The organism is Acinetobacter lactucae (assembly GCF_001605885.1).
GTDB classification, from domain to species: domain Bacteria; phylum Pseudomonadota; class Gammaproteobacteria; order Pseudomonadales; family Moraxellaceae; genus Acinetobacter; species Acinetobacter lactucae.
The window spans coordinates 145,131-159,922 of sequence record NZ_LRPE01000038.1 but is presented as its reverse complement, the minus strand read 5'-3'; the positions used below and the strand labels follow the sequence as shown (position 1 = coordinate 159,922).

The 14,792-nt window shown below is 38.9% G+C and carries 18 protein-coding genes; 5 read left to right on the top strand and 13 right to left on the bottom strand.

The genetic code is table 11. From position 1 onward, the window contains the following. Positions 1 to 36: 36 nt before the first annotated feature. Positions 37 to 960: an AEC family transporter gene (locus AWW73_RS15375; RefSeq protein ID WP_062850086.1), complete on the top strand. Its 924-nt coding sequence runs from the start codon at positions 37 to 39 to the stop codon at positions 958 to 960. A 31-nt stretch (positions 961 to 991) separates the two neighbouring features. On the opposite strand, the gene AWW73_RS15370 is transcribed toward AWW73_RS15375, so the two are convergent. From AWW73_RS15370 to AWW73_RS18825, 4 genes are all read right to left on the bottom strand, one after another. Continuing rightward, positions 992 to 1,816: a tetratricopeptide repeat protein gene (locus AWW73_RS15370; protein WP_031949243.1), complete on the bottom strand. Its 825-nt coding sequence runs from the start codon at positions 1,814 to 1,816 to the stop codon at positions 992 to 994. A 183-nt stretch (positions 1,817 to 1,999) separates the two neighbouring features. Then, complete coding sequence (locus AWW73_RS15365; RefSeq protein ID WP_062850085.1) at positions 2,000 to 2,710, bottom strand: DsbC family protein; 711 nt, start codon at positions 2,708 to 2,710, stop codon at positions 2,000 to 2,002. Between the two features lie 146 nt (positions 2,711 to 2,856). Next, a complete protein-coding gene (gene ygfZ, locus AWW73_RS15360; protein WP_062850084.1) occupies positions 2,857 to 3,579 on the bottom strand; it encodes a CAF17-like 4Fe-4S cluster assembly/insertion protein YgfZ in 723 nt (240 codons plus the stop codon). Between the two features lie 59 nt (positions 3,580 to 3,638). Beyond that, positions 3,639 to 3,755: a hypothetical protein gene (locus tag AWW73_RS18825; RefSeq protein WP_081033588.1), complete on the bottom strand. Its 117-nt coding sequence runs from the start codon at positions 3,753 to 3,755 to the stop codon at positions 3,639 to 3,641. A 38-nt stretch (positions 3,756 to 3,793) separates the two neighbouring features. On the opposite strand from AWW73_RS18825, the gene AWW73_RS15355 reads away from it, so the two are divergent. After that, on the top strand, positions 3,794 to 4,246 hold the full coding sequence (locus AWW73_RS15355) for an SRPBCC family protein (protein ID WP_014207573.1): 453 nt from the start codon (positions 3,794 to 3,796) through the stop codon (positions 4,244 to 4,246). Between the two features lie 48 nt (positions 4,247 to 4,294). Here the strand turns inward: AWW73_RS15355 and AWW73_RS15350 are convergent, their stop codons facing one another. The 8 genes from AWW73_RS15350 to rutD form a co-directional block, all read right to left on the bottom strand. After that, on the bottom strand, positions 4,295 to 5,167 hold the full coding sequence (locus AWW73_RS15350) for an NAD(P)-dependent oxidoreductase (protein WP_081409655.1): 873 nt from the start codon (positions 5,165 to 5,167) through the stop codon (positions 4,295 to 4,297). Positions 5,168 to 5,182: 15 nt separating this feature from the next. After that, positions 5,183 to 6,535 carry a pyrimidine utilization transport protein G gene (rutG, locus tag AWW73_RS15345; protein WP_062850083.1) on the bottom strand — a complete coding sequence of 451 codons (1,353 nt, stop codon included), beginning with the start codon at positions 6,533 to 6,535 and terminating at the stop codon, positions 5,183 to 5,185. Between the two features lie 31 nt (positions 6,536 to 6,566). After that, entirely contained in the window at positions 6,567 to 7,157 is a 591-nt protein-coding gene (gene rutF / locus AWW73_RS15340) for an NADH-dependent FMN reductase RutF (RefSeq protein ID WP_081409654.1), read from the bottom strand. A gap of 66 nt (positions 7,158 to 7,223) precedes the next feature. Further along, entirely contained in the window at positions 7,224 to 7,607 is a 384-nt protein-coding gene (gene rutC / locus AWW73_RS15335; RefSeq protein WP_062850081.1) for a pyrimidine utilization protein C, read from the bottom strand. 45 nt (positions 7,608 to 7,652) lie between these two features. Next, a complete protein-coding gene (gene rutB, locus AWW73_RS15330; protein WP_062850080.1) occupies positions 7,653 to 8,405 on the bottom strand; it encodes a pyrimidine utilization protein B in 753 nt (250 codons plus the stop codon). Beyond that, complete coding sequence (rutA, locus tag AWW73_RS15325; protein WP_062850079.1) at positions 8,402 to 9,520, bottom strand: pyrimidine utilization protein A; 1,119 nt, start codon at positions 9,518 to 9,520, stop codon at positions 8,402 to 8,404. The genes rutB and rutA overlap by 4 nt, the downstream gene beginning before the upstream one ends. Before the next feature lie 362 nt (positions 9,521 to 9,882). After that, a complete protein-coding gene (locus AWW73_RS15320) occupies positions 9,883 to 10,470 on the bottom strand; it encodes a malonic semialdehyde reductase (RefSeq protein ID WP_062850078.1) in 588 nt (195 codons plus the stop codon). Beyond that, positions 10,467 to 11,273, bottom strand: a complete 807-nt coding sequence (rutD, locus tag AWW73_RS15315) for a pyrimidine utilization protein D (RefSeq protein ID WP_016143410.1) — start codon at positions 11,271 to 11,273, stop codon at positions 10,467 to 10,469. Before rutD ends, AWW73_RS15320 begins: the two co-directional genes overlap by 4 nt. A 174-nt stretch (positions 11,274 to 11,447) precedes the next feature. Between rutD and AWW73_RS15310 the strand changes: the two genes are divergently transcribed. The 3 genes from AWW73_RS15310 to AWW73_RS15300 all read left to right on the top strand — a co-directional run bounded on the left by AWW73_RS15310 (position 11,448) and on the right by AWW73_RS15300 (position 12,805). Beyond that, complete coding sequence (locus AWW73_RS15310) at positions 11,448 to 11,804, top strand: DUF488 domain-containing protein (RefSeq protein WP_062850077.1); 357 nt, start codon at positions 11,448 to 11,450, stop codon at positions 11,802 to 11,804. Between the two features lie 91 nt (positions 11,805 to 11,895). Next, positions 11,896 to 12,258: a zinc ribbon domain-containing protein YjdM gene (locus AWW73_RS15305; protein WP_062850076.1), complete on the top strand. Its 363-nt coding sequence runs from the start codon at positions 11,896 to 11,898 to the stop codon at positions 12,256 to 12,258. A 211-nt stretch (positions 12,259 to 12,469) separates the two neighbouring features. After that, on the top strand, positions 12,470 to 12,805 hold the full coding sequence (locus AWW73_RS15300; RefSeq protein ID WP_062850075.1) for a YegP family protein: 336 nt from the start codon (positions 12,470 to 12,472) through the stop codon (positions 12,803 to 12,805). Positions 12,806 to 13,049: 244 nt separating this feature from the next. On the opposite strand, the gene AWW73_RS15295 is transcribed toward AWW73_RS15300, so the two are convergent. Beyond that, entirely contained in the window at positions 13,050 to 14,765 is a 1,716-nt protein-coding gene (locus AWW73_RS15295; protein WP_061874134.1) for a proline--tRNA ligase, read from the bottom strand. Positions 14,766 to 14,792: the final 27 nt, after the last annotated feature.

Below are 14,792 nucleotides of genomic sequence, written 5' to 3'. Positions count from 1 at the left end.
TTTGCCCATTTTTCTTTCGCTAAGTGAGGACGGTCAGTGGTTTTTCAGGTTATTTTACCTATCTTGATATTGCTATTGATGGGCTATGTTTGTGTCCTCATCAAATTGATAACGCCTGAACAGATCAGGGCTCTTAGCGCATTCGTAATTAAAATTTCCTTACCGGCTTTTTTAATTCATTCCTTGGCAAATAAAAATTTACAAGACATTTGGCACCCAGCTTATTTTCTTGCTTATGGTGGCGGGTCCTTAATTTTATTTTTCTTGGCTTTCCTTCTCTATCGAAAATATTTTAAAAATAGCTTAACCCACAGCGCCGTTATTTCGATGGGCGCATCTATGTCCAATACTGGATTTATGGGAACAGCTATTTTAACCATGTTGATAGGTAATCACGCTGCCATCTATATTTCTCTAACACTCATCATTGAAAATTTATTGATTGTGGCACTGATGCTCATTTTGGCCGAAGCTGGTTTACATCAACAACAAAGTCTTTTGCCGCTTTTAAAACAGACTTTTTTAAACTTACTTAAGAATCCTGTAATTATCGCTATTTTGGTTGGGATGGGATGCATTCTTTTAGATGTTAATCTTCCTACAACGCTTGATCAATCATTAGAGTTACTTGGGCGTACAGCTTCGCCTTTGGCTTTGTTTGCCATTGGCGGAAGTCTAGTCGGTATTGGAATCACAACAGTAAATACAGAAAGTGTTTTGTTGGCGATCTTTAAAGTTGTGCTAATGCCATCTGTTATTTTTGCACTTTTTTTAATAACTCCAAATGTAAGTCGTGAAATGCTTTATGCAGGAACATTAATCGCTGCTTTACCCATGCCGATTGCTTTCGGAATTTTTGGACAGGCTTATGGCTTAAATGAAAAAGCATTAACACCGCTTATGATTAGTACGATTGTTGGTTTTATTGGGGTGAGCGGGCTTATTGCTTTGTGGTGGTAAAAGAAAAGCCCCATAAGGGGCTCATCATTCATTATTTTTTAGGTGCTGGCTGTGCGGGAGCATTGGCAGCTTGTTTGCTCTTTTCTGCAATAATCTTATCAACCGAAGCTAACGATTCTTTAGCATTTGGCACATTTTGATTGGCAAGTTCAGTAAAGATCTTTTTCGCTTGCGGTAGATTTTGCGGAATGATATTGCCGTTTGCCATCATGGTTGCTAAGGCCATAGAGGCAGGTGCATAGCCTTTTTGTGCAATTGACTGTAAAGCTTCGATGCCTTGGCGTTTCATTAAAGGATTTTTATTCTCAACACCTTGGCTAATGTCATAGAGTGCTTTGACCTGAATAGCAGGGTAGTTTCCTTTTCGAATTAAAGGCGCTAATTTTTGAAGCGCAATTTGATGTGACTGCGGTTTTTTCTGAGCAAATAAAATCGTCGCAATTTTCACAGTTGCATCATCAGAACCTTGAGCTGATGCCTTTTGAATATATTGACTGAATTTGTTGCTATCTTTGGCAACGCCTAATTCACCAGTCTCATAAATTTGTGCAAGCGTGTAACTCGCTTGGGCATAACCTTTATTTGAAGCGTCTTCATAGTATTTTAGGGCTTTAGAAGAGTCTTTTGCTGTACCTTGGCCCATTTGAGTCATATAGCCTAAGTTATAGATAGCTTGGGCATTACCTGATTGGGCTAAGCGTTGCATTTCTTGAAATGCAGCGGAGTAATTTTTTGCTGCATAGAGTTGTTCAGCTTGTTTAAAAACATCGGTTTTCGCAGCAGTTGCTGAGTTATCAGCTGCAAAAATTGATGCACTTGAAAGGGTGATTAGGCTTGCGATTAGTAATTTCTTCATTTCTTTTTAACCTTTTACTTCGTAGCTACATCATTCCATTGATGCATTGAATAGTTTCAATTTCTCATCATAAATATTGATTGCTGAAAGTAAACAGCCGATTTGTATATAAAGCACTGCACTTTGGGCAAATTGTGGAGAAAAATACCCACTCACATTCATGTAACGGAGTGGGTAATATTGTTATTTTGCTGATTGGAGTAATGCTTCAATTTGCTTGGCATCAGTTGGTACGCCAGAAAGTCTTTGGCCATCTTGCAAGAACAGGGTAGGTGTTCCATCGATATTTAGTTTTTGACCTAAAGCGATATTTTTCTGAATTGGGCTTGAGCAACTCTTGCTACTAGTAGGCAATTTGCGCTTAAGCATATAGTTTGTCCAAGCTTCTGCTGGATTTTTTGAACACCAGATTTGATTTGAAACTTTTTCAGCATTTGGATGCAAACTGGTGAGAGGATAAAGGAATACATATACCGTTACGTTATCAACCCCAGCCATATTTTCTTCTAGGCGCTGGCAATATGGGCAATCAGGGTCACTAAAAACATAGATTGTACGTTCGCCTTTACCTTTCACGTACTTAATCGCTTGATTTAATGGCAAGCTTTTAACGTCAATCTTACCCAATTCGGCAATACGTTCTTCAGTCATATTTTTTTGTTGTTTGATGTCGACTAAATTACCAACAAAAAAGTATTTAGCATCTTGATTGGTATAAACAATACGGCCGCTTGTATACACTTCATAAATGCCTTGTACAGGAGATTGATAAACACCTTTTACAGGCAAATCGGGATAATTCGTCTTAAGATTTTGTTCAAGTGTTTTAACATCAGCATGAGCAGAACCGAAAATAGCCAGACTCAACATGAGTGTAGCAAGTTTAGTTTTCATCTTTTTTCTCTTTAATTTCAACAGGGCTAATGATGGCATATAAAGCTTAAAAAATTGACGTTCTAATCTAATGAAATCATTAGTGTTTTGTATCTATAAAAAAGCCCACTAACTTAGCAGTGGGCAGTTTGAACTAATAAAAGTTATTATTGTGGTCTTGCTACGTCGCCACTTAAAGCTTCTGGTAACTCAAGAACTTGAAGCCCCAACTCTTGTAGAGCAGCAGGTTTAGCAACAACTAAAGCAAGATAACCTTGATCATTTGCAATACTATTGACGACTTCAACGTCGTTATTTAATTGAGTTGCTGAAGCAGGCGCTTCACCTGTACCCTGAACCAGATGTAACCAGTGTTTTGGTTTTGCTTTAAACCAAAGACGCGCCACAATTTCCTGACCTAAATAACAACCTTTATCGTAATTGACGCCTTCACGTTGATGTAAACGTAATTCTTGTGGCTGGAATTCATGTTCGGTTGCCTGTGTAATCCAAGCTTGACCAGTCATAATGGCTTGTTTTTGCCATTCTGAAATATCAGTTTCAGCAGTAGTGAATTCAGTTTGATGATTCACCACTTTTGGGAACACAATGCCTTGTTCACTTAAGGCCATTTTTGAAAAGGCACCATACTTTTTAATATGTTTGGCAAACTCTTCAGCTTGATCTTGAGTAACTACAATTTCAAAACTTTCAGGATTAATCTTCTTTAGCCATAAGCCAAAGTGAATACGACCTTTAAGATCACAAATAGCTGTATAGCGAGTTTCATTTTCAGCTAAACGTTCAGTATCTACAGTAACTTGGCCTTGTAAAAACTTTTGTGCATCTACACCGTTTAAAGCATATGAGGAGAAAGCGAGCAGACTCATGATTAATCTCAAATTCAATATGTTTCTTTATGATTGTTGACTATTTTGCTCCATTTTTACTAAAAAATCAGCCATAGTTTTCGTAATTTGATTTTCTCTCGAAGAAAGCTTTTTTGTTTAAAAAAACACCAAAAATATACGTTTGGATAAATCGGAAGGTTTAAGCTAATAACGATAATTTCAATAATTTTAAGGAAATTAAAATAAGGAGAATATGATGGCAACAGGAACAGTGAAATTTCATCGCGTATTTAAGGCTCCAGCCGAGCGAGTCTATCGGGCATTTTTAGATCCAGATGCTTTAGTAAAGTGGTTGCCGCCTCATGGTTTTACTGCCAAAGTTCATAGTTTTGATGCAAATGTTGGTGGCTCATACAAAATGAGTTTTACCAATTTTTCGACAGGTTCAACACACGCTTTTGGTGGAACATATGTTGAATTAGTTCCAAATGAACTAATTCGCTACAACGATCAATTCGATGACCCAAATTTACCTGGGACTATGCAGGTGACTATTACCTTAAAAAGTGTATTGGTAGGTACAGAAGTGCATATTACGCAAGAAGGAATACCAGAAGTTATTCCTGTAGAGGCCTGCTATTTGGGTTGGCAAGAATCCCTATCTTTGCTTACTTTATTGATTGAGGCTGAAATTCCAGATCAATAAAGTCACCTACTTTCTTATAAAAGAGTAGGTCACGTGACCTACTCTTAACTAACATAGCTCTAGTTGGTTTTGCTGTTCCAGTAATTTAACTATGGCTGAAAAATCGACTTGTTGTGCATCGGGTTTGGAAATCTGATTAAACTGTTGCTGAATAAAACTAAAAGCTGGAAGTTCCAAATTATTTTGAGTAACGAGATTTAGTGCAATCCCAATATCCTTTTGTAATAAATCTAATGCAAAAGTTTTTTCAAATTTGCGGCTTAAAACACGTTGCATCATGATGTGTTCTGAAACATTGCTTTTGCCACTAGAGTGGTTAATGCAGTTCATTGCGGAATGTAAATTTACGCCTTGAGATTTAAGGATACTTAATCCTTCTGCTAGCGCCCAAAGATGTGTTGCCATTAATGTGTTATTGATGGCTTTTACTGCAAAGGCAGCACCACTTTCGCCGACATATTCAACTAAATTAGCAAACGCTTGAATGATTGGTTTTGCTCTTTTAAAAGCAGACTCGTCACCTCCGACCATTACCGTGAGAGTTCCTCGTTCAGCTCCAATCGTTTGACCCGAAACTGGTGCATCTAAATAATCAACTCCGTTTAATTTGAGCTGTTGGCTGAGTTTTCTTGCCGTCTCTGGCACACCGCTAGTGCAGTCTACCCAAATACAGCCTTGTTTTAGTTGAGAACCCGTAATTAAATTTTCTACATCTTGGTTAGTCGGTAGGCATGAAAAGATAATATCTGCTTGTAGAGCTTGTGTCAGGTCTACAGCTTGTGTACCAAAGGTTTGTTCATGTTGCTTAGCTTTTGCGAAAGTACGATTCCAAACATAGACTTGGCTACATACTTGGGTTAAATGGGAAGCCATATGCCATCCCATTGCTCCTAAACCGATAAATGAAACACTTTGAATCAAGGAATTTCTCCAGACTTAGAGATGTGGGACAGAATTAAGCGGTTCTACTGACTTTTCAATAGATTGGCTCTGAGATTTTTCTGTTCTGTTGAGTAATAGGTTAAGAACAATTGCTGCAAGTGTCGCAGTTCCAATACCTCCTAAGTCAAATGGCCCAATATGTAGACTTAAATTGCCAGCACCCATAATCAGGCTGACTGCTGCAATAATTAACGTACTATTTTGGGTGAAATCAACTTTGTTATCGATCCAGATTTTTGCTCCAGCTACAGTAATTAAGCCAAAGACAACAATGGATGCACCGCCTAATAGAGCAACAGGGATGGTACTAATGATTGCTCCAAATTTAGGAGAAAGGCCGAGTAGAATTGCAAATAGTCCCGCAACCACAAAAATAGTGGTGGAATAGACTTTAGTTACCGCCATCACGCCAATATTTTCGGCATAAGTCGTCATACCTGTACCACCAACAGAAGCTGATAAACTTGTACAGATACCGTCTGCAAAAAAAGCGCGTCCCATATATGGAGATAAATTGCGTTCTGTCATGGCAGAAACAGCTTTAAAATGCCCTAAGTTTTCAGCAACCAAAATAATCGCAACAGGTGCGATCAATAAAATAGCTTTGGCATCAAAGACAGGTGAATGAAAAGTTGGTAGACCAAACCATGCCGCTTGACTGATTGCACTAAAATCGATGGGTTTGCCGAACCCCAAAATATTGGTGAGTAGGAAATAAATAAAATAAGCGCTGATAAGTCCGATAAGTAATAGAAGGCGGCGAACCATACCTCTTGTAAAAACGGCAACGGCACTAATACACAAAATGGTAATGACCGCCATCCACATGTCAAAGCTATTTGTCGAAACGCTTTTAATTGTTACAGGTGCAAGGTTTAAACCAATAATCATGACAATTGCACCAGTGACCACGGGTGGCATGAGTTTTTCAATCCATGCAGTTCCAGTTTTCATGACAATTAAACCGATGCAGGCATAAATCAAACCACAAATGATTGTGCCACCAAGCGCCACAGCTAAATTTGGATTTGATCCAACCCCTGCATAGCCTGTGGCGGCAGCGACTGCACCAATAAATGCAAAGCTTGATCCAAGGTAGCTTGGCATGCGTCCACCAGTAATTAAAAAGAACAAGATAGTGCCAATACCTGTAATAAAAATGGTGAGGTTCGGATCAAAGCCCATGAGTAACGGAGCTAAAACAGTGGCTCCGAACATAGCAAAAGCATGTTGTAACCCCAAAACAATGCTTTTACCGGGAGGAAGATATTCATCAATTTGTACGGGAGTTTCTAAATTACCTGTGTGCGGCTTAAATTTAGGAAACCAAGATTCTTTTGTTCGCATAACAGATCCTCTTTTTCATTTTTTATCTGCATTAGCATGCTGTTTGTAATTCGCAATAATTGCGGTTGAAGTACATAAGTGCATTAAGCCCACTTTGGTGTTTCATTGCTTTGACCGAACAAAACAAGACATCATGACTCCCGATACTCATGCTTTGTACAATTTCACAATCAAATGACACCAATGCCTCATTCAAAATTGGAGAACCAGTGAGTAGCTTGCTCCATTCCCCATGAGCAAAGCGTTCTGGCATTGGTGTTTTTCCACCGAATATTGTAGATAGCGTACTTTGATGAGCGGCCAGTGTATTGACACAAAGCACCTCGTTTTGTTTAAAAGTATTAAACACTGATGCCGACCGGTTGAGACAAACCAATAGTGTCGGTGGCGTATCGGTTACGCTACATACCGCGGATGCTGTAAAACCAGCTTGCCCAGCAGGTCCATCCGTCGTGATGACATTCACTGCTGCTCCAAGATTGGCCATACCCTGTCTAAAAGTATGCTGATCTACTTCTAAATGTGTTGAGCATGTTTGAGCCTGCTGAATAGCAGATGGAGTTAAAACCTGTTTCTCTTCTCTTTTTTGCATGATTGCTCTCCAGCCCCGATACATGATCATCACAATGAATCGAGGCTAAAACATCACATCAGTTATGATGCTAAAGGTTTTTATCATTGACATCGTTTATCCCACATGGGCAATCGATGCAATTTCAATTAAGGCATCGGGTTTCACCAAGCCGCACTGGATACAAAAGCGAGCAGGTTTGTCACCCGGAAAATATTCTGCATATACCGTATTCACTGCGGTATAGTCCGCCCAATCTTTAATGAAAATGGAATTGAACGTTACGTCATCCATGGTGCCACCCGCAGTTTCAATCACTTTTTCGATTGTTTCTAAAATATGGCGAGTTTGTCCTGCAGCATCACCAATACAGACCACATTATTATTTTCATCAAAAGCCAATGTGCCTGAGACATACACAATATTGTCTGCTTTGGTTGCAGGAACATAGGGTGCAAGTGGTAGGGATGTTCCTGCAGGAATAACAATTTGTTTAGACATAAGATGCTCCAAATCAAAAAAATTAGATAAAATTAAATGTATGAGTTAGGCAGATTGCTGTAGCAATGTTGATGCCGAACTAAAGGTTTCAATAAAACTATTGGTGTCAGATACCCATCCAAAAAAAGTTTTAATGTTATATAGGGCTGAGTCATGAGCCTCTTGAGGTCCGGCTTGATAACAAGCATCTTTAAGTGCAACACCGAAATATTCCAAAAAGAAACCATCACGTAAGGTCGACTCAACACAGACATTGGTGGCAATACCAACGAAGACTAAATTACGAATGCCACGGGCACGTAAAATGCTGTCGAGCGCCGTGTTAAAGAAACCGCTATAACGTGGCTTTTCAAGAATGATGTCTTGTGGGAGAGGTTGTAACTCATCAATTAAAGCAAAGTCCCAACCGCCTTTAGCTAAAAGTTGGCCTTGTAATTCGGGGCGTTTACGCATGGTTTTTAAGGCATTGGATTTATGAAAATTTGGTGAGCCTAAACCACCAGCTTCGACGTAGCCCTTATCCCAGCCATTTTGAAAATAGATGACCTGAATCCCTGCACTGTGTGCAGCATCAATCGCCTTTTTAATATTTTCGACTACAGGTTTAGTCTTTGACACATCAAAACCTGCTAAATCTAAATACCCACCTAAAGAGGTGTAGGCATTTTGCATATCAATGACAACAAGCGCAGTTTGTTCTGCTGCTAATTGAATATATTCAGGTTCGGCTTTCAACACTTTGCCTGTACCAATCTGTGCCGTGAATTCAGCACACACAATATTAGACATTTCATTCATGCGCTTTTCTCCAAAACAGTTGGTTCGGCTTGCTCTTTCAGTTCGGTAACGACACTTTCACGACATTTCATGAGCGGTTGAATACGTTGACCAAAATCTTCTACGCCTTGTAAAAAGTCATCAAAGGTCAACAAAATTCCCTCTGTCCCTTTAATCTCGGAAATTTGATCGAGCATTTCTGCGACATTTTTAAAAGAGCCAACAATGGTGCCCATATTGATATTGACGGGAGAAAGGCTAGAGGCCATGTGGCGAATATTGGTGTCAGTGCCAGACACTTTATCTTTTGCACCTTGATCTTGTAGCCAACGAATAGCTTCCATGTCCGCACCATCGTTATAGTGTTGCCACTTCTGCATTGCAGCTTCATCTGTTTCGGCAGCAATTACCATAAACAACACATAGGTCTGTACATTGCGTCCAGTTTTGTCGGTTTGAGCTTTTAAACGGTCATTAATTTCGGCATAGGCAGTTGGTGTGTTTAAACCTTTTCCAAAAACAAAATTGTAGTCGGCATATTTTGCGGAAAAAGCTAAACCTGCATCTGATTGTCCTGCACAGATAATTTTCATATCAGCTTGAGGCTGTGGTTTGACCTGACAATCATTCATCTGGAAGAACTCGCCTTTTAGGTCTGATTTTCCTGTTGCCCAAAGTTCACGTAAAACTTCAACATATTCAGATAAGTAGTCATAGCGCTTAGCAAAATATTCATCGCCAGGCCACATACCCATTTGGGAATATTCAGGCATTTGCCATCCGGTCACGACGTTTAGTCCAAACCGACCGTTAGAAATCGAATCTATGGTCGATGCCATACGTGCCACAATTGCAGGAGGCATGACTAATGTTGCAGCGGTTGCATAAATTTGGATTTTACTGGTGACAGCAGCGAGACCTGCCATGAGGGTAAATGTTTCAAGGTTATAGTCCCAAAACTCAGTTTTGCCACCGAAACCACGTAACTTAATCATGGAAAGTGCAAAGTCAAAACCGTAGTGTTCAGCACGTTGTACAATTTGTTTGTTTAACTCAAAGGTAGGTTTATATTGCGGTGCATTTTCTGAAAGCAGCCAGCCATTATTTCCAATTGGACAAAAAACGCCGATCTTCATCTTGATTCCCCATCGTGAGTTTAGGAAGTCGAACTGAAAGCTATAAAAGATATAATTTTCAGTATTTGTTTGTATTTTTAATAATGCATAGCGCGTGCCAACTTTAATATTTAAATATTTATCAATATCTTGTATTTATTGTTTGGTATAATTTTTATCAAATGGTAAAAAATAATGCGATTATGCACCAAGGAGGAACTAATTTGCTTCATTGTGCATCATTTGATCAATTTTACTTTTGGAAGGTGTATTACATCCAATTTTATAAAATAGCAGAATAAAAAAAGGCGACATTGAAGTCGCCGTGTAGATCTAAGGTATTTCTCTTTTGAGATTGAAGAGGGTGTTATGGACTTAATAACTCATTCCACCCGACAAGCCTCTTCAAAATTTAAACGGGGGAGGCGAGTATAAACTTTTTGAGGGTCGCCATAGCCGATATTAATAATGAGATTAATATGATGGTTTGTCCCTGCGAAAAATAGCTCATCCACTTGTTTCGCGTCAAAACCAGACATTGGACCTGTATCTAAACCTAAACTACGGCATGCCATAATCAAATATGCTGCTTGTAATGAGCTATTTCGAAAAGCAGTATCATGAGCCATTGTTTCACTGGATGTAAACCATGATTTTGCATCGGCATAAGGAAACAATTCTGGCAGTTTGTCATAAAATTTTGCATCGGTTGCAACCAAAACAGTGACAGGAGCTGTCATCGTCTTTTCTACATTGCCAGATGATAATGCTGGCTTGAGTTTTTGTTTAGCTTCAGGTGTTGTTAAAAATACAAAACGAGCAGGACTACAGTTGGCAGAAGTTGGTGCCATTTTGACTAAGGCATAAATCTGCTGAATTTGCTCAGGGCTGACGGCTTTGTCTAACCACGTGCTGTGGGTTCTAGCTTCTAAAAACAGTTGATCTAAAATATTTAATGTTTTTGTATTCATGATAAGGCCTTAATGCTATGGAAAAATTGAATGAAAGTTTGATTTAGTTGTTGGGGTTCGGTCACTGTTGAGGCGTGTGCGCCCGAGGGTAAAATGCAGAGTTGACCATGACCGAGTTTGGTAAAAAGATCTTGTGATTTATGTACAGGAACTAAAAAATCATCTTGATTGGCAACGATATGAATTGCAGTGTCTTGTAGTGCCTGTACGTGCTCTGCCTGTAATTCAAAATGCATTAATGCCTTGAGTCGGGCAAAGACATTTGTCTTGGGTGGAAAGCCTTGGAGTTGAATATCTTCGGTATTTTTAATATGGCTATGATTCTGAGAAATCCATACAGGAGGATACAAAAATAATGCCTGTGCACGCACATAGGCTTCAGCGCCCGCAGAGGCTAACAATGCGATACGGGCATCAAAACATTTTTGCGTATGGGCATCTAGTTCATCCCACGCATTAATCAGTGTAAGGCTGAGCATGGTAATTGAGCTAGATTGCAGTTGTTTTGAGAGTTCCATTCCGATGATGCCGCCTAAAGCATGCCCGATCATATGGAATTCATGAATTTGAAGATGTTCTAATAAGTGTAGTACTTGATTTGCCATGTCACACATATGGTAGTGTGCAGGTAATAAAGCACTGTCTTGGTGACAGCCTTCTTGGTCATAAGTCACGATGTTGAAATGCGTACTCAACGATTCAAGTTGTGGGCTCCAAAAACTAGCATGACCACCTAACCCAGATGAGAAAATCAAATAAGGGGCATCTTTTTGAGCTGAACACGGATAAATATAATATTTCATTTTTTACCATTTGATAAAATAATGAAAAATTCAAAAGCAATTTATATGCCTGAATTAATCAGTAATGGCAAATTGAGACAATATTTAGCGCAAAAGATTTAGATTGTAGAGGAAGGCAAATCAATGTGATGATTAAGCCAATGATATTTAGATTGAGCTGAGTAGGTGTCAGAAATGGATATCCAAATTAAAAGAATTTATGAAAAGGCCGACCCTAGTGACGGTAAGCGAGTTTTGGTTGACCGCCTATGGAGCAGGGGAATTAGTAAAGAGAACGCTCATTTAGATTTGTGGTTAAAAGAAGTGGCTCCTTCAACTGAACTTAGAAAGTGGTTCCATGCTGCAACACCAGATCATTGGGAAGAATTTAAGCAGCGTTATTTAAAAGAGCTTGAAACCAACTCCGCAGTTGAAGAGCTACAACACATCGTAGCAGAACATACAGTTACGCTTTTATATTCAGCAAAAGATGTTGAATATAACCATGCAATTATTTTGAAAGAATATCTATTAAGCAAAAAATCAAAATGAATATATAAATTTTTTTTTGGTAAAAGTCTTTTATTTAAAACTTTAAAAAATGAGTTGTATCTCGCATAATATACTTTTTGAGATTTTTTTCATGTCTTTGCCAAACTGCCCAAACTGCCCAAACTGCCCAAACTGCCAATCAGAATATACTTACCAAGATGGCGACTTATTGATTTGTCCTGAATGTTCACATGAGTGGAAAGAAGGAGAAGCATCGCTTACTGAAGAACAAGAAATTATTAAAGATGCGAATGGAAATGTCTTGGCAGATGGCGATAGTGTCACTGTAATCAAAGACTTAAAAATTAAAGGTTCATCTTCAGTCGTTAAAGTCGGTACAAAGGTAAAAACGATTCGTTTAGTTCCAGATGCAAGTGATGGTCACAATATTGATTGTAAAATTGATGGCATTGGTCAGATGAAATTAAAATCTGAATTTGTAAAAAAAGCTTAAACTGTTAATTATTATTACATTTCAGCAGAGATATATGTCTATATCTCTGCTTTTTAAATTCCTAACATCATTCTAATTTTATTACGAAAAAGTATAAAAAATGGGCTATCCAAGGAATATTTACGCCTTTATATTGTCATTAATAACAAATAACTTTCGTCCAGAATAATAACGAAAGTCATACCCACACCAACAAAAAAATGAGGTTTTTATGGCAGGATGGTACGAAATTTCGCAAGCGAGTGATGGTCAATATCGGTTTATTTTGAAGGCAGGAAATGGTGAACCTATTTTAAATAGTGAGCTATATAAGGCAAAAGCCTCTGCTGTAAATGGTATTGAATCTATTCAGAAAAATAGTGGTGATGACGACCGATATGAGCGTTTAACTGCAAAGAATGGGAAACCTTACTTCAATTTAAAAGCTGCAAATCATCAGATTATTGGCACGAGTCAGTTCTATGCGAGTGAAGCTTCACGAGATAAAGGAATTGAGTCGGTTAAAAACAATGGTTCATCGACAACTATTAAAGACTTAACTGTTTAAGCATAGATTTTTATGGTGATTTAAAAACTGTTTCTTTTAAGGGGCAGTTTTTTATTTGAGCAGAATAGTACGAAATTTAATATTGTGGTGGCGGCATGGATGCCGCTTGTATGGCTGCGGTAACATGGATGTACCGTCAGTCATACAAATGGTTTTGTTACTTTTGCCAAAACAAAAGTAAGGTATTGCCTATATAAATAACATTTGCATGTCACTACCATTTGACGCAGTGACATGCATGTAGTTAACGCGCTAACTTAGCTAAAAGCTCTTCTTTAGTTAAATTGCTCGCTTCAGCATCGCGGCGGCCTTTATATTCAAAAGTACCTGCATCAAGACCTTTTTCACCAATCACAATACGGTGTGGAATACCCATTAACTCAAGGTCAGAGAATTTAACGCCTGGGCGTTCATTACGATCATCAAGTAATACGTCAAAACCTTGAGCTTGAAGTTCTGCATAAAGTGATTCTGCTGCTTCAAGAGTACGTGGTGATTTATGCGCATTCATTGGAACAATTGCAATTTCAAAAGGTGCAATGGCTTGAGGCCAGATAATACCTTTGTCATCATAGTTTTGTTCAATTGCAGCTGCAACAACACGTGTTACACCAATACCGTAGCATCCCATAGTTACTGTAAATGGTTTGCCATCTTCACCTAGAACTTTACAGCCTAAAGCTTCAGAGTATTTAGTACCAAGCTGGAAAATATGACCTACTTCAATACCACGTTTAATTTGTAGTGTGCCTTTGCCATCTGGAGATGGATCGCCTTCAACCACATTACGTAAATCAAAAACTTCGCTAATTTGCGCATCACGTTCCCAGTTTACGCCAACTGCATGTTTGTCTGCTTCGTTTGCACCAGCAACGAAGTCTGAAAGAACAGATGCAGCACGGTCAACAATGACAGTTAAGCCTTTTTCGATTAAACCTTGTGGACCAGTAAAGCCAGCAGTTAAACCAAATGCTTGAAGTTGTTCTTCAGTTGCAAACGTAAGAGGAGCCGCAACTAAAGGATGCTTCTCAGCTTTAATCTCATTCAGTTCGTGGTCGCCACGTACAAATAGAGCAACGACAGGAACATTACCTTTTTCATCAGCAACACCTTGAACCAATAATGCTTTAACAGATTGCTTTGGATCTGTATTTAAGAATTGGCATACATCATCAATTGTTTTTTGGTTTGGTGTTTCAACCAATTTAAATTCTTGGGTAGGTGCTGCACGTTCACCAACTAAAACAGCCTCAGCCATTTCAACGTTTGCTGCATAATCAGATTCAGTTGAAAATGCGATGTCATCTTCACCACTAGCAGCCAATACGTGGAATTCGTGTGAAGCTGAACCACCAATAGAGCCTGTATCAGCTTGAACTGGGCGGAAATCTAAACCTAAGCGAGTGAAAATACGGCTATAAGTATCGTACATCACGTCATAAGTTTCTTGTAATGATTCTTGAGTTGCATGGAAGGAATAAGCATCTTTCATGATGAACTCACGTGAACGCATTACACCAAAACGTGGTCGAATTTCATCACGGAATTTGGTTTGAATTTGATAGAAATTTACAGGAAGCTGCTTATAACTTTTAAGTTCGTTACGCGCCATGTCTGTAATAACTTCTTCATGCGTTGGCCCAAGTACGAATGGGTTCGTATGACGATCTTTAAAGCGTAATAATTCAGGACCATATTGTTCATATCGACCCGATTCTTCCCAAAGACTTGCGGGTTGAGTCACGGGCATGAATACTTCCATTGCGCCTGAACGGTTCATTTCTTCACGAACAATCGCATCTACTTTTTTAAGCACACGTGTTCCCATCGGCAGCCATGTATATAAACCAGATGCCAATTTACGAATCATCCCCGCACGTAACATGAGCTGGTGTGAAATTACTTCAGCATCATTTGGGGTTTCTCTCAACGTTGCAAATAAAAAGCGGCTTGCGCGCATGGAAAAAGTCCTAAAAGTTAAGCGTTA

Bases quoted from the DNA above. Each gene is read 5' to 3' on its own strand.
- AWW73_RS15355 (WP_014207573.1), top strand. From the start codon at position 3,794: ATGATGGCAACAGGAACAGTGAAATTTCATCGCGTATTTAAGGCTCCA.
- AWW73_RS15365 (WP_062850085.1), bottom strand. From the start codon at position 2,710: ATGAAAACTAAACTTGCTACACTCATGTTGAGTCTGGCTATTTTCGGT.
- AWW73_RS15305 (WP_062850076.1), top strand. From the start codon at position 11,896: ATGTCTTTGCCAAACTGCCCAAACTGCCCAAACTGCCCAAACTGCCAA.
- AWW73_RS15295 (WP_061874134.1), bottom strand. From the start codon at position 14,765: ATGCGCGCAAGCCGCTTTTTATTTGCAACGTTGAGAGAAACCCCAAAT.
- AWW73_RS15300 (WP_062850075.1), top strand. From the start codon at position 12,470: ATGGCAGGATGGTACGAAATTTCGCAAGCGAGTGATGGTCAATATCGG.
- rutF (WP_081409654.1), bottom strand. From the start codon at position 7,157: ATGATCATGTATCGGGGCTGGAGAGCAATCATGCAAAAAAGAGAAGAG.
- AWW73_RS15320 (WP_062850078.1), bottom strand. From the start codon at position 10,470: ATGAATACAAAAACATTAAATATTTTAGATCAACTGTTTTTAGAAGCT.
- rutC (WP_062850081.1), bottom strand. From the start codon at position 7,607: ATGTCTAAACAAATTGTTATTCCTGCAGGAACATCCCTACCACTTGCA.
- rutB (WP_062850080.1), bottom strand. From the start codon at position 8,405: ATGAATGAAATGTCTAATATTGTGTGTGCTGAATTCACGGCACAGATT.
- rutG (WP_062850083.1), bottom strand. From the start codon at position 6,535: ATGCGAACAAAAGAATCTTGGTTTCCTAAATTTAAGCCGCACACAGGT.
- AWW73_RS15370 (WP_031949243.1), bottom strand. From the start codon at position 1,816: ATGAAGAAATTACTAATCGCAAGCCTAATCACCCTTTCAAGTGCATCA.
- rutA (WP_062850079.1), bottom strand. From the start codon at position 9,520: ATGAAGATCGGCGTTTTTTGTCCAATTGGAAATAATGGCTGGCTGCTT.
- ygfZ (WP_062850084.1), bottom strand. From the start codon at position 3,579: ATGAGTCTGCTCGCTTTCTCCTCATATGCTTTAAACGGTGTAGATGCA.
- rutD (WP_016143410.1), bottom strand. From the start codon at position 11,273: ATGAAATATTATATTTATCCGTGTTCAGCTCAAAAAGATGCCCCTTAT.
- AWW73_RS15310 (WP_062850077.1), top strand. From the start codon at position 11,448: ATGGATATCCAAATTAAAAGAATTTATGAAAAGGCCGACCCTAGTGAC.